The organism is Nitratireductor sp. GCM10026969 (genome assembly GCF_042660605.1).
Classification (GTDB): Bacteria; Pseudomonadota; Alphaproteobacteria; order Rhizobiales; family Rhizobiaceae; genus Chelativorans.
Map to the genome: position 1 here is coordinate 1 of NZ_JBHSUM010000080.1, position 19030 is coordinate 19030.

At 65.1% G+C, this 19030-nt stretch carries 19 protein-coding genes; 13 read left to right on the plus strand and 6 right to left on the minus strand.

The features are described 5' to 3' along the window. On the plus strand, positions 1–1377 hold a 1377-nt coding region (locus ACFP9U_RS15725), incomplete at its 5' end, for an FGGY-family carbohydrate kinase (protein WP_378622826.1). Positions 1378–1409: 32 nt separating this feature from the next. Here ACFP9U_RS15725 and ACFP9U_RS15730 read toward each other — a convergent pair. The 5 genes from ACFP9U_RS15730 to ACFP9U_RS15750 form a co-directional block, all read right to left on the minus strand. Next, entirely contained in the window at positions 1410–2579 is a 1170-nt protein-coding gene (locus tag ACFP9U_RS15730) for a mandelate racemase/muconate lactonizing enzyme family protein (RefSeq protein WP_378622828.1), read from the minus strand. Positions 2580–2748: 169 nt separating this feature from the next. Continuing rightward, entirely contained in the window at positions 2749–3858 is a 1110-nt protein-coding gene (locus ACFP9U_RS15735; protein ID WP_378622831.1) for an ABC transporter ATP-binding protein, read from the minus strand. Positions 3859–3863: 5 nt separating this feature from the next. Further along, positions 3864–4745 carry a carbohydrate ABC transporter permease gene (locus ACFP9U_RS15740; protein ID WP_378622833.1) on the minus strand — a complete coding sequence of 294 codons (882 nt, stop codon included), beginning with the start codon at positions 4743–4745 and terminating at the stop codon, positions 3864–3866. Beyond that, positions 4742–5662 (minus strand): carbohydrate ABC transporter permease, encoded by a 921-nt coding sequence (locus ACFP9U_RS15745; protein ID WP_378622835.1) that lies wholly within the window; start codon positions 5660–5662, stop codon positions 4742–4744. The genes ACFP9U_RS15740 and ACFP9U_RS15745 overlap by 4 nt, the downstream gene beginning before the upstream one ends. Positions 5663–5747: 85 nt before the next feature. Next, on the minus strand, positions 5748–7001 hold the full coding sequence (locus ACFP9U_RS15750) for an ABC transporter substrate-binding protein (RefSeq protein WP_378622862.1): 1254 nt from the start codon (positions 6999–7001) through the stop codon (positions 5748–5750). Positions 7002–7237: 236 nt separating this feature from the next. Here ACFP9U_RS15750 and ACFP9U_RS15755 point away from each other — a divergent pair, with 236 nt between their 5' ends. Both ACFP9U_RS15755 and ACFP9U_RS15760 read left to right on the plus strand, forming a co-directional pair. Continuing rightward, positions 7238–8269 carry a LacI family transcriptional regulator gene (locus ACFP9U_RS15755; protein WP_378622836.1) on the plus strand — a complete coding sequence of 344 codons (1032 nt, stop codon included), beginning with the start codon at positions 7238–7240 and terminating at the stop codon, positions 8267–8269. 149 nt (positions 8270–8418) lie between these two features. Continuing rightward, entirely contained in the window at positions 8419–8664 is a 246-nt protein-coding gene (locus ACFP9U_RS15760; RefSeq protein ID WP_378622838.1) for a glycine zipper family protein, read from the plus strand. 42 nt (positions 8665–8706) lie between these two features. Here the strand turns inward: ACFP9U_RS15760 and ACFP9U_RS15765 are convergent, their stop codons facing one another. After that, a complete protein-coding gene (locus ACFP9U_RS15765; RefSeq protein ID WP_378622840.1) occupies positions 8707–9573 on the minus strand; it encodes an SMP-30/gluconolactonase/LRE family protein in 867 nt (288 codons plus the stop codon). A gap of 121 nt (positions 9574–9694) precedes the next feature. Here ACFP9U_RS15765 and ACFP9U_RS15770 point away from each other — a divergent pair, with 121 nt between their 5' ends. From ACFP9U_RS15770 to ACFP9U_RS15815, 10 genes are all read left to right on the plus strand, one after another. Further along, positions 9695–10675 carry a C4-dicarboxylate TRAP transporter substrate-binding protein gene (locus ACFP9U_RS15770; protein ID WP_378622842.1) on the plus strand — a complete coding sequence of 327 codons (981 nt, stop codon included), beginning with the start codon at positions 9695–9697 and terminating at the stop codon, positions 10673–10675. 49 nt (positions 10676–10724) lie between these two features. Further along, a complete protein-coding gene (locus ACFP9U_RS15775; RefSeq protein WP_378622845.1) occupies positions 10725–11174 on the plus strand; it encodes a TRAP transporter small permease in 450 nt (149 codons plus the stop codon). Positions 11175–11178: 4 nt separating this feature from the next. After that, positions 11179–12459, plus strand: coding sequence for a TRAP transporter large permease (locus ACFP9U_RS15780; protein WP_378622847.1), 1281 nt, complete (start codon positions 11179–11181; stop codon positions 12457–12459). 60 nt (positions 12460–12519) lie between these two features. Continuing rightward, complete coding sequence (locus ACFP9U_RS15785; protein WP_378622849.1) at positions 12520–13242, plus strand: GntR family transcriptional regulator; 723 nt, start codon at positions 12520–12522, stop codon at positions 13240–13242. 320 nt (positions 13243–13562) lie between these two features. Further along, entirely contained in the window at positions 13563–13904 is a 342-nt protein-coding gene (locus ACFP9U_RS15790; RefSeq protein WP_265515614.1) for an ArsR/SmtB family transcription factor, read from the plus strand. Next, positions 13901–14827 carry an SRPBCC family protein gene (locus ACFP9U_RS15795; RefSeq protein ID WP_378622851.1) on the plus strand — a complete coding sequence of 309 codons (927 nt, stop codon included), beginning with the start codon at positions 13901–13903 and terminating at the stop codon, positions 14825–14827. Before ACFP9U_RS15790 ends, ACFP9U_RS15795 begins: the two co-directional genes overlap by 4 nt. 226 nt (positions 14828–15053) lie before the next feature. Then, positions 15054–15602: a dihydrofolate reductase family protein gene (locus ACFP9U_RS15800; RefSeq protein WP_378622853.1), complete on the plus strand. Its 549-nt coding sequence runs from the start codon at positions 15054–15056 to the stop codon at positions 15600–15602. A 473-nt stretch (positions 15603–16075) separates the two neighbouring features. After that, positions 16076–17095, plus strand: coding sequence for a galactitol-1-phosphate 5-dehydrogenase (locus ACFP9U_RS15805; RefSeq protein WP_378622855.1), 1020 nt, complete (start codon positions 16076–16078; stop codon positions 17093–17095). Positions 17096–17128: 33 nt separating this feature from the next. Further along, positions 17129–18646 (plus strand): FGGY-family carbohydrate kinase, encoded by a 1518-nt coding sequence (locus ACFP9U_RS15810; RefSeq protein WP_378622857.1) that lies wholly within the window; start codon positions 17129–17131, stop codon positions 18644–18646. After that, positions 18643–19030 (plus strand): sugar-binding domain-containing protein (locus tag ACFP9U_RS15815; RefSeq protein ID WP_378622860.1); only part of this gene is annotated, 388 nt, incomplete at its 3' end. The genes ACFP9U_RS15810 and ACFP9U_RS15815, both read left to right, overlap by 4 nt.

A 19030-nucleotide genomic window follows, 5' to 3' on the forward strand; every position in this document is an offset into this window, starting at 1 on the left:
GGGGTCGGCGCGGACCGCGTCGCCGCGATCGCCTTCGACGCGACCTGCTCGCTGGTGGTGCGCGGCACGGACGGAGCTCAGCTCAGCGTCTCCGAAAGCGGCGAAAGCCGCTGGGACACGATCGTCTGGCTCGACCACCGGGCGCTTGCCGAGGCCGACGAGATCACCGCCGGCGGTCACCGGGTACTCGACTTCCTGGGCGGCGTCATGTCGCCGGAGATGCAATCGCCCAAGCTGACATGGCTGAAGCGGCACCTGCCGGAGACCTGGGAAGCGGCCGGCCATTTCTTCGACCTCGCCGATTTTTTGACCTGGAAGGCAAGCGGCTCGACGGCGCGTTCGCAGTGCACGCTGACGGCCAAATGGACCTATCTCGCCCACGAGGACGGCTGGCAGGCGGATTTCTTCGAAAGCCTCGGCATCGGCGATATGGTGCGCAGGGGCGGCCTGCCGCGACAGGCGACGGAAGTCGGCGCGGCGGTCGGCCGGCTCACCCCGCAAGCGGCCGCCGAACTCGGGCTGGACGAGTCCTGTGCCGTCGGCACCGGCCTCATTGACGCTTTCGCCGGGGCGCTCGGCACCATCGGCGGCTTTCCGTCCGGGGAGATCGGCCGCCACGTAGCGCTGATCGCCGGCACGTCGAGCTGCCTCATGGGCATGGATCCCTCCATGCGACCGATCAGCGGCCTGTGGGGCCCCTATTACGGCGCCGCAATACCGGGCTTGTGGCTCTGGGAGGGCGGGCAATCGGCAACGGGCGCCCTGCTCGACCACATCATCCGCATGTTCGGCGGCGGGCGCGAGCCCGATGCGGCCACGCACCGCGACATCGCCCGGCGCGTCGCCGAGTTGAGGGCCGCCGAAGGCGCGGACTTCGCCGCCGGCATCCATGTGCTGCCGGACTTCCACGGCAACCGCTCGCCCTATGCCGACCCGCATCCGCGCGGCACCATAACCGGGCTGTCGCTCGACTATTCCTTCGACAATCTCTGCCGCGTCTACTGGCGCACGGCCGTGGCGATCGCGCTCGGCCTGCGCCACATCCTCGACCATCTCGCCGCCAACGGCCAGGAGATCGACACGCTGCACATCACGGGCGGCCACCGCCGCAATCCGCTGTTGATGGAACTCTACACCGATGCGACGGGGCGCAGCGTGCACGAGCCGCGCACCGAAGACGCCGTCCTGCTCGGCACGGCCATGGCGGCGGCGGCCGCCGCGGGCTGGTTCCCGAGCCTTCAGGAAAGCTGCCGTTCCATGCAGGCGCCTGCCGATGTCCGAAAGGAGAATCCGGCCAACGCCGCCCGCTACGAGCGCGACTACCGCATGTTCCTGAAGCTCCAGAACGAACAGCGGGCGCTGGAGGCCCTCGCCTGAGGAAGAGACCCGGCGCGGCGCTTATCGGCCGCTCACGTATTCGTCGCCTCGCGCATCGTCGTGATCAGCGCCGCCTTCTGCTCGAACCCGATCCCCGGCGCATCGGGCAGGCCCACGCGCCCGTTCTCGACCCTGATCGTGTCAGCAAAGCCGCCGAACGGCGCGAAGACCTCCGGATAGGATTCGTTGCCGCCGAGCTTCAGGCCGGCTGCGATATTGAGCGAAAGCTGATGTCCCCCGTGCGGGATGCAGTTGCGGCTTGAGAAACCTTCCTCCGCGATCACCTCGAGAATGCGCATATATTCCACGAGCCCGTAGCTCAGCGCGCAGTCGAACTGCAGCCAGTCGCGGTCGGGCCGCAGACCGCCATAGCGCACGAGGTTGCGCGCGTCCTGATGCGAGAAAAGATTCTCGCCCGTCGCCATCGGCCCCGGATAGACCTCGCCCAGCCTCGCCTGGAGGGCGAAGTCGAGCGGATCGCCGGCTTCCTCGTACCAGAAGAGTTCGTAGGGTTTCAGCGCCTCGGCATAGGCGAGTGCCGTGGCGAGATCGAAGCGGCCGTTCGCGTCGACGGCAAGATACCTGCCCTCTCCAACGACCTCCAGCACGGCCTCGATACGGCGCAGGTCCTCGTCGAGCGAAGCCCCGCCGATCTTCATCTTGACGACCTCGTAGCCCATGTCGCGGTAGCGCCGCATTTCGTCCTGGAGTTGCCGGACATCCTTGCCGGGATAATAGTAGCCGCCGGCCGCGTAGACGAACACGCTGTCGTCATGCGTTCCGTCGCCGTGATTGTCGGCGAGGTACTTGTAAAGGGGCATCCCGGCGATCTTGGCGACCGCGTCCCACACCGCCATGTCGACAACACCCACGGCTACCGAGCGCTCGCCATGCCCTCCCGGCTTCTCGTTCGTCATCATGACCGACCAGATGCGCCCGGGGTCGAGATTGTCCCGCGCATCGTTGAGGAGGCTTTCCGGATCGGCTTCGCGCAGGCGCGGCATGAACCGCTCGTTGAGCAACCCGCTCGCCGCGTAGCGGCCATTGGAGTTGAAGCCGTAGCCGACGATGGGCCTCCCGTTGCGCTCGACATCGGTGACGACCGCCACCACGCTCGCCGTCATCTTGGAAAAATCGACATAGGCGTTGCGGATCGGCGAGGAGATGGGAACGATAGCGTCGCGGATGTCGACGATCTTCATTATTGGCCCCTTCGTGTTTGCAGTAACCGCGCGAAATGCGGTGCGGCGAGGATATGGAGGAGAATGGACCGTGTGAACCGGAAACCGGTTTCGTCGGGTCGCAGCGCCGGGGCGCCTGAGAAAGGCGACCTTTCGGCGAGACCGCCTCCGCCTTTCACAATGAGACGACCTACACGATCCGCTCGGTCGTTTCCGGATCGAACAGGACGGCCTTGTCCATATTGAGAACGAAGGCGAAGGGCTGGCCGGGTTCGGCCGTTGCGTCGGAGCGCACGCGCGCCGTGATCTCCTTGCCGGCCAGTTGCGAGACGACATATGTGTCCGATCCGGTGGGCTCGACGATGTCGACGATCGAATGGACCGTGTCGACGACCTTCGCCTCGGGATCGGTAAGGCCCCTGTCGGTGATCGCCTCGGGGCGGATCCCGAGGATGACCTGCCGTCCTTCGTCGAGCGCGCCTTGCGTCGGCGGGAGCGCCACGCGGACGGGCTCGCTCCCCTCCCCCGAAAGTTCGATCTTCCGCCCCGCCCCGTTGGCGACGACACGCCCCTCGAGCAGGTTCATCGCCGGCGAGCCCATGAAGTCGGCGACGAAGAGATTGGCCGGCGCGCTGTAGATCTCGCCGGGCGTGCCCACCTGCTGGACGACGCCCTCCTTGAGAACCGCGATCTTGGTCGCCATGGTCATCGCCTCGATCTGGTCGTGCGTGACATAGACGATCGTCGCGCCCGTGTCCCGGTGCAGGCGCTTGATCTCCGCGCGCATCTCGACGCGCAGCTTCGCATCGAGGTTCGACAGCGGCTCGTCGAACAAGAAGACCCGCGGCTTGCGCACCAGCGCGCGGCCCATGGCGACGCGCTGGCGCTGGCCGCCGGAGAGCTGGCTCGGCCGGCGTTTCAGGAGATGCTCGATCTGCAGCAGCTTGGCAGTGGCGCGCACCGCCTCCTCCCTTTCCGCCCTCGGCACGCCCCGCATCTCGAGCGCAAAGGCGATGTTCCCCTCGACCGTCATGTTCGGATAAAGCGCGTAGGACTGGAACACCATCGCGATGTCGCGCTTGGAGGGGTGCAGATCGTTCACCACCTCGCCGTCGATCACGATCTCCCCCTTGGTGACGGGGGTGAGGCCGGCCACCGTGTTGAGCAGGGTCGACTTGCCGCAACCCGACGGCCCCACCAGCACCAGGAAGCCGCCCTTGTCGAGCGTGATGTCGATGCCCTTGAGAATACGGATGCCGCCGATGCTCTTGGAGAGATTGCGCAGTTCCAGAAAGGCCATATCGGTTATCCCTTGACCGCGCCGGCCATGAGGCCGCGCACGAAATAGCGTCCGGCGACGATGTAGACGATCAGCGTCGGCAGGGCGGCGTACACGGCGGCGGCCATGTCCACATTGTACTCCTTGACGCCGGTGGAGGAGGAAACGAGGTTGTTGAGCGCCACGGTCATCGGCGCGTTCTCGCCGGAGGCGAACGAGACCCCGAACAGGAAATCGTTCCAGATATTGGTGAACTGATAGATGACGGTGACGACGATGATCGGCCCCGAGCTCGGCAGCAGAATGCGCCAGAAGATCCGGAAGAACCCGGCCCCGTCCATCTGGGCGGCCTTGACCAATTCATCCGGGAACGCCTCGTAATAGTTGCGGAAGAACAGCGTCGTGAAGCCGAGTCCGTAGACGACGTGCACGAGCACGAGGCCGGCGGTGCTGTTGGACAGGCCGATCTGCCCCAGGACGCGTGCCATCGGGATCAGCACCGCCTGGAACGGGATGAAGCAGGCGAACAGCATCAGCCCGAAGACGAGCGTGTGCCCCGGGAAGCGCCATTTGGTGAGCACATAGCCGTTGAGCGCGCCCAGGATGGTGGAGATCGCCACCGCCGGAACGACCATCTTGATGGAGTTCCAGAAATACCCCTTGATCCCGTCGCAGGTCACGCCGATGCACGCGCCGCTCCAGGCCTTCACCCAGGCATCGAGCGTCGGATTTGCGGGCAGCGCCAGCATATTGCCGGAGCGGATCTCCGCAAGCGGCTTGAGCGATGTGATGAGCATGACGACGAACGGCAGCAGGTAGACGGCCGCGAACAGGCCGAGCAGGCCATAGATGACGTAGCGCGCGGTGCGGGCCGAACCGGCCGAAACGCTTTCGGTCGCGGTGGTCATTTCTCGCGCTCCCTGAGTTCGGAATAGAGATAGGGGATCATGATCGCCGCCACGCCCATCAGCATCATGATCGCGCTCGCCGAGCCGACGGCCATCTGGCTGCGGGTGAAGGTATAGGAATACATGAAGGTCGACGGCAGCTCGGTGGCGTTGCCCGGCCCGCCGCCGGTCAACGCGATGACGAGGTCATAGGACTTGATCGCCATATGCGCGAGCACGATGACCGCCGAGAGGAAGGCGGGCCTCAAGAGCGGGATGATGATCCGCCGGTAGATGGCGAAGGTGGACGCCCCGTCGATCTGGGCCGCCTTGATGATCTCGCCGTCGATGCCCCGGAGCCCGGCCAGGAACATCGCCATGACAAAACCGGAGGCCTGCCAGACGCCGGCGATGACGACCGTGTAGATCGCCATCTCGGTGCTCACCAGCCAATCGAACTGGAAGCTTTCCCAGCCCAGCTGGTGCATGGCTCTTTCGAACCCCAGGCCCGGGTTCAGGAACCACTTCCAGGCCGTTCCGGTGACGATAAAGGAGAGCGCCATGGGATAGAGGAAGATGGGCCTGAGCACGCCTTCGCCGCGGATGCGCTGGTCGAGCAGGATGGCCAGAAGCAGGCCGATGGCGATGCAGAAGACGATGTAGAGCGAGCCGAAGATGGCGAGATTCTTGATCGCCATGTGCCAGCTCGGCTGCGCCCAGAGACGCGCATAGGAATCGAAGCCGACGATCTCGTAGACCGGCAGGATGCGGGAATTGGTGAACGACAGATAGAGCGTCCACAGAATGAAGCCGTAGACGAACAAGAGGATGAGCGCGAAGGACGGCGCCAGGACGATCTTCGGCAGCAGGGTCCGTGCCCGGTCGGCGAGACTGACACCGTGCCTGACCGGCGGGGCGCGATCCACAGTCAGCGTCATGGGGTTTCCTCCCGCCAGTGCGCGATCCGACCGGAGCCTGGAACTCCGGTCGGGATCTTACCCGTGTTCGGGCACAATGGCCCGCCTATTGCGCGGCGGCGATCGCCTGCGGCAGGCGTTCGAGCGCCTCGTCGGTCGAAAGCTGGCCGTTGAGGTGCTGCGTGATCACGTCGAAGAACGCTTCCTGAACGGACGACGGCTGGGCGTGGCCGTGGGCCAGCGAACCGGCGAGCGCATCGTTCTCCGCCGCCTCGGCGAGTTCGGCCATGCCCTTTTTGCCGCAAGCGTCGAACTCGGTGTCTTCGATATCGGTGCGCGCTGGCACCGACCCCTTCACGGTGTTGAAGGCCACCTGGAAGCCCGGATCCATCACCGCCGACGCCATGGCGAGCTGGGCGTCACGGCTGGCTTCCCCCACCTCGAACATGACGAACTGGTCGGAGTTGAACAGGACGTCGCCCTGGGTGCCGGGAAAGCGCATGCAGACGAAGTCCTCGCCCGGCGCCATGTCGGCGCGCAGGAACTCGCCCTTGGCCCAGTCGCCCATCTGCTGGGCGCCGGCATCGCCCTCGATGACCATGGCCGAGGCCAGGTTCCAGTCGCGGCCCGAGAAGTTCTCGTCGAAATAGCCGGCAAGACGCGTCATGTTGTCGAAGACTTCGCGCATCGTGTCGCTTGAGAGCGCCTCTTCATCGAGATTGATGACCGCGTCGCGGTAGAAGTCGATGCCGCCGACGGACAGCACGACGTTCTCCCAAAGCGTCGCGTCCTGCCAGGGCTGACCGCCGTGGGCGAGCGGAACGAGGCCCTGTTCCTTGAACGCGTCGAGCATCGCATAGAGCTCTTCGAGGTTCTGGGGCTCCTCCCCGCCATGGGCGTCGAAGGCCTCGCCGTTGATCCAGAGCCAGTTGGTCGAATGCACGTTGACCGGCGCGGCGATCCACTGGCCTTCATATTTCGAGAATTCCTGGAGTGCGTCGGGCACGACCTCGGCCCAGCCTTCCTCTCCGGCGAGATCGTTGAGGTTGGCAACGACGCCGAGATCGGCCCATTCCTTGATGTCGAAGCCGAGCATCTGGACGGCCGTCGGCGCATCCCCCGAGGTCACGCGGGCGCGCAGCACCGTCATGGCATTGGTGCCGGCACCGCCGGCCACGGGCATGTCGTTCCAGGCAATACCCTGTTCTTCGAGGTTTTCCTTGAGCACGTTGAGCGCGGCAGCCTCGCCGCCCGAGGTCCACCAATGCAGGACCTCGACGCTGTTTTCCTGCGCGTGAACGGCGCCTGCCACCAGCGTGGCGAGCGCCGTGCCCGCGGCGAATTTCGCGATTCGACGCATTTCCATGACTTCCTCCCAGGAAAGACCGGACCATCCGGCTGTCAGTGATTTATAACGATATAGACGCACGCATTGTCAACCCGGCGATAGACGGTGACACATTGGTCATTTCGCCGGCTTCTCGGCGCAAATGCACGCGGTTTCCGCCAGGAGCCTCTGAGAAGGGCGCTCTTCCACGCCAATTGTATCGTTATAAATTTGATGCTATGAGCGCGCCGAGGGAAAGGCCGCAGACGATGACCAGCACCGAAAGAGGCGGACCAGGCGCACCCCGCTCCAACAGCGACAAGCCGACGCTGCGCACGATCGCCGGGATCACGGGACTGGCGGTGACGACGGTCTCGCGCGCGCTTGGCGGCGCGCCGCAGATCGCGCTCGAGACGCGCCAGCGGGTGCAACGGGTCGCCGACGAAATCGGCTATCTGCCCGACCGCGCCGCGCAAAGGCTGCGCACGGGCCGGACCAACGTCATCAGCCTCGTGCTCGACCCGCACGAGGAGATCCTCAATTTCGGCACCTCGATCATCAAGGGCCTGACCGAGGCGCTTCGCGGCACCCCCTATCACCTCGTCATCACTCCGCATTTCAGGAACGAACCGCCGATCGTTCCGGTCCGCTACATCCTGCGCAACCGCATGGCCGACGGCATCATCTTTTCCCGCACGGAGCCGTTCGACGCGCGCGTGAAGCTGCTTCTCGAAGAGGATTTCCCCTTCGTCTGCCACGGGCGCACCGAGCTCTCGACGCCGCACGCTTACGTCGATTTCGACAATGAGCGCTTCGCCTACGACGCGACCAAGACGCTGATCGGGCAGGGCCGCAGGAAGCCCGCGATCCTGCTGCCGCCGCCACGCTTCACGTTTCAGGAGCACATGCGCTACGGCTTCCTCAAAGCCGTGCGCGAAGACGGCGTCGGCTATGAAATCCTCGAGGGCATCACGCTCGACAGCCCGTCCGAGGCGATCACCGCCCATGTCGCCGAGCGCCTTGCCGAACCGGACCCGCCCGACGGCTATGTGCTGGGCGGCGAAGTCTCCGCGCTGGCGGTCATGGCGGCGCTCACCGACCACGGGCTGGTGCCGGGAAAGGACGCCGGCATCGTTGCAAAGAAGACGTCGAACCTCTTCACCCCGATCCGGCCGCAGATCGACACGATCTATGAGGACCTGATGGAAGCCGGCGCGGAAATGGGCCGGTTGCTCCTGAAGCGCATCGGCGGCACCGCGCCCGATTCCCTACAGACACTGCATCGCCCCGAGGCGCGCTAGGACTGGAGATCCGAACACTGCTTAGGGCCGACCGGCCGTAGCGCAGTGCCCTTTGAGCCAGCTCCTGCTCTTCGCAACATTAAACAGTTGCTTTTCTGGACTTTAAGACAATACTGCAAGTTGTCGATCCAACTTGGGAGGAGCCCAAGATGCTGCATAGGATCCTTATCCCTCTCGTTCTCATAGCTGCGCTTGCCGGATGCACCACGACCGAGCGTGATGTTGGTGTCGGAGCAGCTACGGGTGCGCTTATCGGCGGAATCGTGGAGGGCGGCGAGGGAGCCCTTGTCGGTGCCGGGGTCGGCGCAGTCGGCGGTTTCCTCGTCAGAAATCTCCGAAACGGCTTCTGCCAATATCGGGATCGAAACGGGCGTCTTTACACCGCCCGGTGCTGACCGTGGTCCCTTCGGGCCGGACGTGCGTCGGTGCGGTACCCTTCACCCCAACCGGCCGCCGAACGAGGTGCCGGCCCGCCCCATCACGCCGGGGTGCGCCACGGCGAGGCGGCCGCCCTCGCCGCCGTCGGCCTTGGACGTGAGATAGAGCCGCGACAGGTCCGGGCCACCGAAGGCGATCTTCGTGGGGGCTGCGACCGGGACCAGATGAGCGCCGATATGCTCTCCCGAAGGCGAGAAGACGTGCAGGCGGGCGCCTTCTACACCGGCGATCCAGTAATTGCCTTCGGCATCGATCGCGGCACCATCGGGCCGCCCGGCGAGGTCCTGGAAGCGCGCGAAGACGCGGCGTTCGCCGAGGCGGCCGCTCTCCATATCGAGATCGGCCGCCCAGACGGTCTGAAGATCGGGATGAGAATCGGAGACGTAGATGCGCCCGCGCTCCTCGTCCACCGCCAAGCCGTTCGGAATGAAGAAGCCGCCGGCGACCGCGTGCATGCTCAAATCGGGATCGATCTGGTAGAGAACGCCGGCCGGGCGACGGTAGTCGTGCTCCATGGTGGCCGCCCATAGCCTCCCCCGCGAGTCGACCGCCGCATCGTTGAAGCGCATGCTTCCGGCCTCGAGCGCCGCCGCGCGCGTGAAACAGCCGCTCGTCGTGTCGAGCCGGAAAAGGCCGCTCTCCATTCCGACCACCACGACGCCGTCCTCACCGGTTGGCGCCACCACGCCCGCCATTTCGGGCGTCTTCCACGCGCGCGTTACGCCGTCGGCGCCATCGGTGCGAAACACGCTCCGTCCCTCGATGTCGACCCACCAGAGGCAATCTTCCCGCGCCGACCAGACGGGGCTTTCGCCGAGCTTGGCGCGTGGCGTTGCGAGAAACTCGAACTCGGGCGGGCGTTTCACGCGGGCTCCTGTTGTGAAGGGTCGATTGACTTTCCTGTTCATTCTAGTATTTCATCTCAACTGAAATATCAATTTGCATACGATTTTGGATATTTCGCAGGGAGGACAAGGGAGGAAACGCATGTCCATTCATCTGAAAACGCTCGGTTTCGCCGCGGCGGTTACCGCCGCCCTGGCTTTCAGCCTGCCCGCCGCCGCACAGACGACGCTCAGGATCGGCACCGTGCTCGCGCCCAACGACCCGATGGGGCAGGGCCTCGAGAAATTCAGCCAGGAGGTGGAGGAAGCGACCGACGGAGCCGTCGTCGTCGAGGTCTTCCACAACTCCCAGCTCGGCGACACGACCGAGATGCTCGACCAGGCGCGCGCCAATGCGAATGTCGGAACGGTCACGGATGTCGCCCGGCTTTCGAGCTTCGTGCCCTCGCTTGCGATCATGTCCGCGCCTTTCCTCTTCGACGCTTACGAGGATGCCGACACGTTCGCGCTGTCAGACGAGTATCTCGCCTGGGGCGAGGAACTGAAGGAGAAGGCCGGCCTCGTCATGCTGGCGTCGAACTGGTACCAGGGCGCGCGTCATCTCTTGACGAACGTTCCGGTGGAAAGCCCCGAGGACCTGTCCGGGCTGCGCATGCGCACCATCGGCGCGCCGATCTGGATCGAGACGATCCGGGCGATGGGGGCCGAGCCCACGCCGATGCCTTGGGGCGAAGTCTATTCGGCCCTGCAGCTGGGCACGCTCGATGCCGCCGAGGCGCAACCAACCGCGATCTGGGGCGCCAAGCTCCACGAGGTCGTCGAGCATGTCACCAAGACGGCACACATCCAGCTCGTCACGGCCCTCGTCGTCGGGGCCGATACGTGGGACCAGATTTCGCCGGAGCACCAGGAGATCGTGCGCGAGCTTGCCATCGAGAACGGCCGCTACGCCTCGCAGCTGACCATCGAGCAGGGCGAGGAGGCGCTGGAGAACGTCGCCGAAGCAGGCGTCTCCATCGACGAGATCGACCGTACCCCGTTCAAGGAAGCCGTCGCCGGCGTCTATACCAAGCTCGATCTGGAGGACGAGGCGGCGACCGTCAGGAACATCCTGGGCGACTGATCACCCGTTCATGTTCACCGCACGAATCGGACGGTAGGGGACGGCCGCGATGTATCAGCGTATCGAATTCGTCTTCGCGGTCGTGCTGCTCGGCCTGATCGTCGTGCTCGTCGGGGTGGCGGCCGCCGCGCGGGTGGCCGGCGCGCCTATCATATGGTCGATCGAGGTCGCTCAGCTTCTTTTCGCCTGGCTGGCGATGATCGCGGCGGACCTCGCCTTGCAGCAGGAGCGGCATATCGGCATGTCCCTCCTCCTGGACGCGCTGCCGCCGCCGATCCGGCGCTATGCGGAGATCGCCAATCTCGGGATCCTGCTCGCGCTCGTGGGGTTCCTTCTCGTCTATGCCCTCAAGAACACGGTTCTCATGCATCCCCGTCTCATCGGAGCCACGCAGATGAACGCCTCGCTGGTCCACGCGTCCATGGCCGCCGGGCTCCTGCTCATGCTGCGCACGCTCGTCTTGCGCATCTACCGCGGCATCCGGACCCCGGGCGGCTAGCGTCATGGTCGTCCTGATCGCAATCCTCTTCGCCGTCTTCCTGATCATCGGCCTCCCGGTCGCCTTCGCGCTGGCGCTGGCGGCCATCCCGGTCTTCACCCTGAGCGGGACAATGCCGCCGACGATCGTGCTCCAGAAGATGGTCACGGCGACGCAGAATTTCCCCCTCCTTGCCGTCCCCTTCTTCATCCTTGCCGGCAACCTGATGAACGCGACCGGCATCACCAAGCGGCTCGTGCACTTTGCCGGACTTCTGACGGGGTGGATGGCGGGCGGGCTCGCCCATGTCTCGATCGCGCTCAGCTTCATGATGGGCGGCATTTCCGGTTCCGCCGTGGCCGATGCCTCCATGGAGGCGCGTCTCCTCGGGCCGAGCATGCTGAAGGAGGGCTATTCCAAGGGCACGACCGCCGCCATCCTGGCCTTCGGCTCGATCATCACGGCGACCATCCCGCCCAGCATCGGGCTGATCCTCTTCGGTTTCATCAATGAGGTCTCCATCGGCCGCCTGTTTCTGGCCGGCATCGTGCCGGGCATCCTCCTCTCGCTCATCCTGATGGGGGCGACGTGGCTCGTCGCGAAGCATTACGGCTATGCGCCCGAAGCGCACCGGATCCCCTCGGCAAGGGAAGTCTGGGCGAGCTTTCTGGACAGTGCTTGGGCCCTCGCCTTTCCGGTCATCCTGATCATCGGATTCCGCTTCGGCTTCTTCACCGCCACCGAGGCGGGCGTGTTCCTGGTCTTCTACGCGCTGTTCGTCGGCACCGTGGTCTATCGCGAGCTCGACGCGAAGCGCTTCTACGAGGCGATGTGCCAGTCGGTCACCGATCTCGGCATGGTGATGCTGCTCATCATGATGGCGGCGGTGCTCGGCTATGCCATCACCATCGAACGCGTTCCCCAGGAGATCACGGCGTTCGTCACCACCCTGACGCAGGAGCCCATGGCCATCCTGGCCCTGGTGATCCTGCTCCTCCTCGTCACGGGCATGTTTCTGGAGGGTGCGGCCAACATCCTGCTGGTCACGCCGATCGTCATGCCCGTGCTGATGAATGTCGGCTTCGACCCCGTGCATATGGGCATCCTCATCGTGCTTTTGATCAACATCGGCGGTCTCACGCCGCCGGTCGGCGTGATCATGTTCACCGTATGCGGTGTCCTGGACTGCAAGACATGGGCGTATTCGCGCGCCTCGGTCCCCTTCTTCCTCGCCTTGCTCTTGTTCATGGCATTGCTTGTTGAGTTCCCCGCCCTTTCGCTGGCACTTCCGCGGGCGGTGATGTAGCGGAGATGGATCGGAACAAAGTCGCGTTGCACAGGAGGAATCTCTGTCGGAGGCAATGGTGTGAGCGATAGCCTGTTCAACAGCCTGTCGGACCTCGACATGCTGGATGTCGGGGGCCCGGGCGCTCATCTGCCCGCCTCGGTGCGCGTCTATGCGGGCCTGCGCCGGCGCATCGTCTCGCTCGAACTGCCGCCGGGCATGACGCTCGACCGGTCGGCGCTCGCCGAGGGCTACAAGGTCAGCCAGTCGCCGGTGCGCGAGGCGATCATGCGGCTCGAGCAGGAGGCGCTGGTCGTCTCCTATCCGCAGTCGCGCACCGTCGTCACCCGCATCGACCCCGAACGCGTCGCGGAGGAGCACTTCCTGCGCTCCTCTGTGGAAAGCGAGGTGGTCCGGCAGCTCGCCGAGCGCGCCGACAAGGCCGCGACGACCAAGGCCAGGGGCATTCTGCGCATGCAGGAGGCCCTGTCGCAGGACGTCGAGCAGACCGTGCTCTTCCGCCAGCTCGACGATGCATTCCATGAGGCCCTGTTCGCCGGCGTCAACCAGCTCAGCCTCCACCGCCACATCGTCTCGCGCGGCGGACATCTGACGCGCGTCCGCTCGCTCGACCTGCCCAAGGAGGGAAAGATGCGCGCCGTGCTTGAGGGCCACCGGGCAGTGCTGGAGGCGGTCGAGGCCGGCGATGGCGTCGCCGCCGGCGCGGCCATGCGCGCGCACCTGTCCGGCACGATCGAGCGGGTCGCCGAACTCAGGCGCGAACGGCCGGACTACTTCATCTGAAGGCAGAGAGCCCGCTGAAAAGGCGCCGCCGCAGCGCGGTTTCCATGCATCACGACACGCGTTGTCAATTTTGCAAGTGCATTGGAGCGCGCAGAAGAAAACCGGAGTGGACCCGCAACGTCACAGGATGGTGGGGAGCGGACCGGTAGCTTCAGGAACTTGCCTTCGATTGCAGCATCGCTCGCATAGCTGCGAGCAGGCTCTCAGCGAACTCGGCAAAGGAAGTCGCCCGCTCCGAGAACTCGTCTGGGCGGAAAAAACTTAGCGACTTGACGAAGTTTTTGCTTGCGCCACCGGAAAATTGAGCGATAGTTAGCGAAATGGCTAAGCATGATCCCGATCTCTCGCTGCTCTTCCACGCGCTCGCCGATCCGACCCGCCGGTCGATCCTGACCCGGCTCGCCGAAACACCTGCGCGGGTCACGGATCTGGCCGGGCCCACGGGACTACGGCTGCCCACCGTGATGCGGCACCTTTCCGTGCTGGAGGAGGCAGGGTTGATCACCACGTCCAAGGACGGGCGGATACGCACCTGCGCCATCGTACCCGAGGCTCTGGATCCGGCGCGGACGTGGCTGGATGAACAGCGGGCCATCTGGGAGGCTCGGCTCGACCGGTTGGATGCGTTTGTGATGAACGTGATGAAGGAAGGCGAAGAATGACACAGAACCTCGCTGCAAACAGTGCGACCCATGCAGCGCCTGACGATGGGAAGGGCCGCTTTGCGACGCTCACCTTCGAACGGGACGTGGCCGCGCCACTGGCCGTACTGTGGGAGGCATGGACGGCCCCGGCCGCGCGGGCGATCTGGGCCGCGCCATCGCCCTCGGTCACCGTGGAGTTCCTGGAGGCTGACACCAGGGTGGGTGGACGCGAGGTCTCGCTCTGCAAGGTAGAGGGCCAGCCTGACATCCGCTGCGAGTGCGGCTGGCTGGCGTTGCAGCCGGAGATGCGCAGCGTGAACTACGAGGTGATCTCGTCCGAAGGCGTGACGCAATCAGCAGCGCTGGTGACAGCCGATTTCGAAGGCACGCACGAGCGCAGCCGGTTGGTCGTGACGGTGCAGCTTTCCTCGCTGGCTGAGGACATGGAGGCAGACTATCGGGAAGGCTTCGGCGCCGGACTGGACAACCTCGCGGGCGTGGTTGAACGGACCATGGTGCTGCAGCGGGTGATTCAGGCGCCTCGATCCATCGTGTGGGGCGCGTGGATGAACCCTGAAACGCTGCCGCAATGGTGGGGGCCGGAAGGTTTCTCCTGTCGCACGAAAAGGATCGATCTGCGCACGGGCGGCGAATGGGTATTCGACATGATCGCGCCCGACGGCACGGTCTTCCCGAACCACCATCTCTATAACGAGGTCCGGCCCGAGGAGAGGATCGGCTATACGCTGCTATGGGGCGAGAACGGGCCGAAACATGCCGACGCCTGGGCCTCGTTCGAGGATCAGGACGGGGCGACGAAGGTAACGCTGGGCATGGTATTCAGCACGGCTGCCGAGTTCCAGGAGGCGAAGGGCTTCGGTGCCGTGGAACTGGGACTGCAAACTCTGGGCAAACTGGAACGCTTCGTCGCATCCAGCTGAAATGCCGCGGCTTCCCGGCCAGAATTAGGGCTTTTGGACGGGTCCTCAGCCATGTCGCGCCCGTCCTCATCGGCGGCGGCATCCGCCCCTTCTGTCAGACGGGCATGGAGCCGGTCAGGCTGGAGAAGACCGAGGTCTTAGAAGCGGGGCAGATCACCAACATGCGCTTCCGCTTCGCGGGATAGGGCCGAGAATTCACAAGGGACACACGAACCAGGAGGGTTCTATGAGAAAACTGATCATATGGGACATGGTGACCGTCGACGGCTTCTTCGAAGGTCCGGACAGGGACATCAGCTGGTTCGTCTTCGAAGAAGAACTCGAGAACTACATTCGCGAGACCCAGGAAAACGCCGACACGCTTGTCTTCGGCCGTGTGACCTACGAGCTCATGGCGGCCCATTGGCCGTCCGAGCAAGGCTGGATTGCGGACTTCATGAACAAGATCGAGAAGGTGGTCTTCTCGCGCACGCTGAAAAGCGCCGACTGGAACAACACGAAGCTCTTCAACGGCAATGTCGCGGAAGAAGTCGCCAAGCTGAAGACCAGGGGCGGCGGAGACATCTTCGTGTTCGGCAGCGCCGACCTCACGGCGACCCTGATGGAGCACGGCCTGATCGACGAGTATCACCTCGGGATCAACCCCGTCATTCTCGGGAGAGGCACGCCGCTTTTCAAGGGCGGCCCGAACCGGATACCCCTGAAGCATCTGGAGACGAGGACGCTCAAGTCAGGCGTCGTCATCCTCCATTATGCGCCGGAGAGCAGACAATGACGGTCGATCCGCTCTTTCCCGTCAACTAGGCTTGCCGAAATGGGCGGCCTGGACGAGCGGCGCGCTCCGGACGATCGGCGGCCAAGGGGCGTGGCTGCCCTCACCATGAATCTGCGAATGACCGCTTATAGGTTGGCGCGGCCAGCTCGGAACGGCTGAATTGGGGTCGATCCAGCTGTCGGTGGTTCGTTGAAAACACTCCGGCCGACTTCCGATCTTAGCAATCTGCGCCAATTTGCTCTTGCGCGCTCCGGTTCTCTTTGCGCCGGTGGCGCCCAGAAAACATGCGATCGCGGGACAATCACTCCCGTTCACTTCTGCATTTTTCACGCGTCCAGGCGAAGCACGCTGTATGCCCTCGCGCGGGATCCCTCCTGCGTACGCAACGCTTTTTCATTGACAACGCGACGCGGTTTGGCACAATTGTGCTAAATAATCACATATGTGATAAGCTGTTTCGGAAGGAGATGGAGATGCGCGCCATCGTGCTGCACGCCCCGAAGGACATCCGGCTGGAAGACCGGCCCAAACCCGTGGCAGGGGCCGGCGAGGTCGTGGTGAAGGTGGCGTCGGTCGGCGTTTGCGGCTCGGACCTGCCGCGGATGCTGGTCAAGGGCGCGCACAGGATGCCGCTGATCACGGGCCATGAATTCTCCGGACACATCGTCGAGTTGGGACAAGGGGTGGAGGGCTGGTCCGCGGGCGAGCTGGTGGCCGTGCCGCCGCTGCTGCCCTGCAACCGCTGCCCGCAATGCCTCACCGGCAATTTCTCGCGCTGCCGTGACTACGACTATTTCGGCAGCCGCCGCGACGGCGCCTACGCCGAATATGTCGCCGTGCCCGTGCAGAACCTGTTGAAGACGCCCGAAGGCGTCGATCCGCGCGCCATCGCCATGACCGATCCGGCCTCGATCGCGCTGCATGCGATCTGGAAGGCCGGCGGGATCACTGCAGGCCAGACAGGCGGCGTCGTCGGCTGCGGTCCCATCGGGCTCTTCGCGATCCAGTGGCTCAAGATGATGGGCGCCTCCAGGATCGTCGCCGTGGATGTCTCGAAGGAAAAGCTCGACCTTGCGCGCGAGGCCGGGGCCACGCACTGCGTGCTCGCCGATGAATTCGACAAGAACACCACACGCGCCGACGTGGTGATCGAAGCCGTGGGCCTCGACGCCACCATCAATTCCGCAGTCAACCTGGCCGCGCCCGGCGGGCATGTCTCCTTCATCGGCATCCCGGTGCCGGACGTAACCTTGACGAACAAGACGTTCCAGACCTTCCTGCGGCAGGAGATCTCGTTTCACGGCTCCTGGAACAGCTTCGGCGCGCCGTTTCCGGGGCCGCAATGGACGACGACGATCGAGAAGTTCGGCACGGGCGAATTGAAATGGGAGTTCCTGATTTCGCATGATCTCGACCTCGCCGAGCTGCCGGGGATGTTCCGTCGCTTCGACGCAGGCGATATTCATTTTTCGAAAGTCCTGTTCCACCCTTGAGGAACGAGGCACCGGGGAGGAAATGTCCGCGCCATGACCTGTGTTCTCAGTCTCGACTTCGGCACCAACGGCGTTCGCGCCGGCGTCTTCGATCTCGATGCGGGACGCCTGCTCGCCGCCGGCGATGGGGGCTATGCGACGCGACACATTCCGCCCGACCGCGCCGAGCAGGACCCCGAGGACTGGTGGCGGAGCCTGCGCGCCATGCTCCCAGGCGTCCTGGACCGGGCCGGCCGGCCGGAGATCGCGGCCATCTGCGTGGCGACCTTCGCGTCGACCGTGGTGGTCTGCGACCGCCAGGGCCGGCCGCTGGCCCCGGCCATCCTCTGGATGGACGCCCGCGCGGCGGACGAGGCCGCAATGACCGAGACCCTCTCCCATCCGGTGCTCGCCTACTCCGGGGGCTCGGACGCGGTGGAATGGCTGGTGCCGAAGGCCATGTGGCTTGCGCGCAACGAACCGGAGCTCTGGCGGCGCGCGGACGTCGTCTGTGAGGCGATCGACTTCGTGAACTTCCGCCTTTGCGGCCGATGGGCCGGCTCGCTGATGAACGCCACCTGCAAGTGGAACTACGACAGCCGCGCCCGGCGCTTCTGCCCGGATCTCTACCGGGATCTCGGCATCCCCGAGCTCCTGGACAAGCTGCCGTCGGAGATCGTCGACGTCGGCGCCGCCGTGGGCCGCGTCAGCGAGGCCGCGGCCGCTGAACTCGGCCTTCACGGACGCCCGCTGGTCATCCAGGGCGGCATAGACGCCCATACCGGCGTCTTCGGAGCCGGCACTGTCGAGCCCGGCTCCATGCTCATGATCGGCGGCACGTCCAATGTCCACCTTACGCAAGTTGCCGACGACGGCACCGAGATCATGGGGGTCTGGGGCCCCTACCCCAACGCGCTGACACCGGGCCTGCGGATGATCGAGGGCGGGCAGGTTTCGGCCGGCTCGATCCTGAACTGGCTGGCGCGCGACATCTACGGCCTCGACGATGCGGGCTTCTCAAAACTGTGCGCGGACGCCGCCAGGGTGCCCTTCGACGAAACCGGGCTCCTGGCGCTCGATTTCTGGATGGGCAACCGTACGCCCTATCGCGACGCGCGCATGCGCGGCGCGCTGATGGGCCTGTCCCTGTCCCACGACCGCGCCGGCATCTTCCGGGCCTGTGTCAGCGCCGTCGCGCTCGGCTCGGCCAATGTGGTGTTCGACCTGGAGCGCCAGGGCGTTGCGATCGACCGGCTTGTGCTCGCCGGCGGAATCATGCGCAATCCGCTCTGGCTCGAGGCCACGGTGGACGCCATCGGCAAGCCGGTGGGCGTGGCTCGCGAGGACAATCTTTCGCTCTATGGCGCGGCGGTATGCTGCGCGGTCGGTCTGGGGCTCTATCCTTCGCTTGCCGATGCCGCCGGCAGCTTGAGCGCGCCGGTGGTCGAGCACCGGCCGGATATGGACAGGCATGCACGATACCGCGGCATGCTCGAAGACTATCGCGAGGCGGCCGAGCTTCTGCGGCCCCTCATGCACCGCTTGTCGTCCAGACGGGAGATGCCGGCGTGAGTGAAGACAAGGATCGAAGCACGAACCGGCTTCCGGCCGACGAGGCGCGGGAGCACCTGATGGTGCAGATCGCCCGCATGGCCTATCAGCAGGACCGGACGATGACCGAGATCGCGGCGGAAACCGGCCTCAACCGCTGGCAGGTCCGCCGCCTCCTGACGGAAGCGCGTGACCTCGGCGTCGTGCGCATCGAGATCGTGCCGAGGTCACACCGCAAGCCGGATCTCGAGACGGCGCTGACGCGCGAATTCGGCCTGCGCGATGCCGTCGTCGTGCCGGCGGCCGGCGACAACGCGCCGTTGACCGAAAGTGTCGCCCAGGCGGCCGGCCAGTATGTGGCCGCGGTCAAGCCACGACCGCGCATGGCGGGTGTCTCGTGGGGCC

Excerpts from the sequence above, each read along its gene's own strand:
- ACFP9U_RS15790 (WP_265515614.1), top strand. The coding sequence starts at position 13,563 with ATGGCTAAGCATGATCCCGATCTCTCGCTGCTCTTCCACGCGCTCGCC.
- ACFP9U_RS15775 (WP_378622845.1), top strand. The coding sequence starts at position 10,725 with ATGTATCAGCGTATCGAATTCGTCTTCGCGGTCGTGCTGCTCGGCCTG.
- ACFP9U_RS15745 (WP_378622835.1), bottom strand. The coding sequence starts at position 5,662 with ATGACGCTGACTGTGGATCGCGCCCCGCCGGTCAGGCACGGTGTCAGT.
- ACFP9U_RS15810 (WP_378622857.1), top strand. The coding sequence starts at position 17,129 with ATGACCTGTGTTCTCAGTCTCGACTTCGGCACCAACGGCGTTCGCGCC.
- ACFP9U_RS15750 (WP_378622862.1), bottom strand. The coding sequence starts at position 7,001 with ATGCGTCGAATCGCGAAATTCGCCGCGGGCACGGCGCTCGCCACGCTG.
- ACFP9U_RS15735 (WP_378622831.1), bottom strand. The coding sequence starts at position 3,858 with ATGGCCTTTCTGGAACTGCGCAATCTCTCCAAGAGCATCGGCGGCATC.
- ACFP9U_RS15760 (WP_378622838.1), top strand. The coding sequence starts at position 8,419 with ATGCTGCATAGGATCCTTATCCCTCTCGTTCTCATAGCTGCGCTTGCC.
- ACFP9U_RS15805 (WP_378622855.1), top strand. The coding sequence starts at position 16,076 with ATGCGCGCCATCGTGCTGCACGCCCCGAAGGACATCCGGCTGGAAGAC.
- ACFP9U_RS15770 (WP_378622842.1), top strand. The coding sequence starts at position 9,695 with ATGTCCATTCATCTGAAAACGCTCGGTTTCGCCGCGGCGGTTACCGCC.
- ACFP9U_RS15740 (WP_378622833.1), bottom strand. The coding sequence starts at position 4,745 with ATGACCACCGCGACCGAAAGCGTTTCGGCCGGTTCGGCCCGCACCGCG.
- ACFP9U_RS15795 (WP_378622851.1), top strand. The coding sequence starts at position 13,901 with ATGACACAGAACCTCGCTGCAAACAGTGCGACCCATGCAGCGCCTGAC.
- ACFP9U_RS15800 (WP_378622853.1), top strand. The coding sequence starts at position 15,054 with ATGAGAAAACTGATCATATGGGACATGGTGACCGTCGACGGCTTCTTC.
- ACFP9U_RS15755 (WP_378622836.1), top strand. The coding sequence starts at position 7,238 with ATGACCAGCACCGAAAGAGGCGGACCAGGCGCACCCCGCTCCAACAGC.
- ACFP9U_RS15780 (WP_378622847.1), top strand. The coding sequence starts at position 11,179 with ATGGTCGTCCTGATCGCAATCCTCTTCGCCGTCTTCCTGATCATCGGC.
- ACFP9U_RS15730 (WP_378622828.1), bottom strand. The coding sequence starts at position 2,579 with ATGAAGATCGTCGACATCCGCGACGCTATCGTTCCCATCTCCTCGCCG.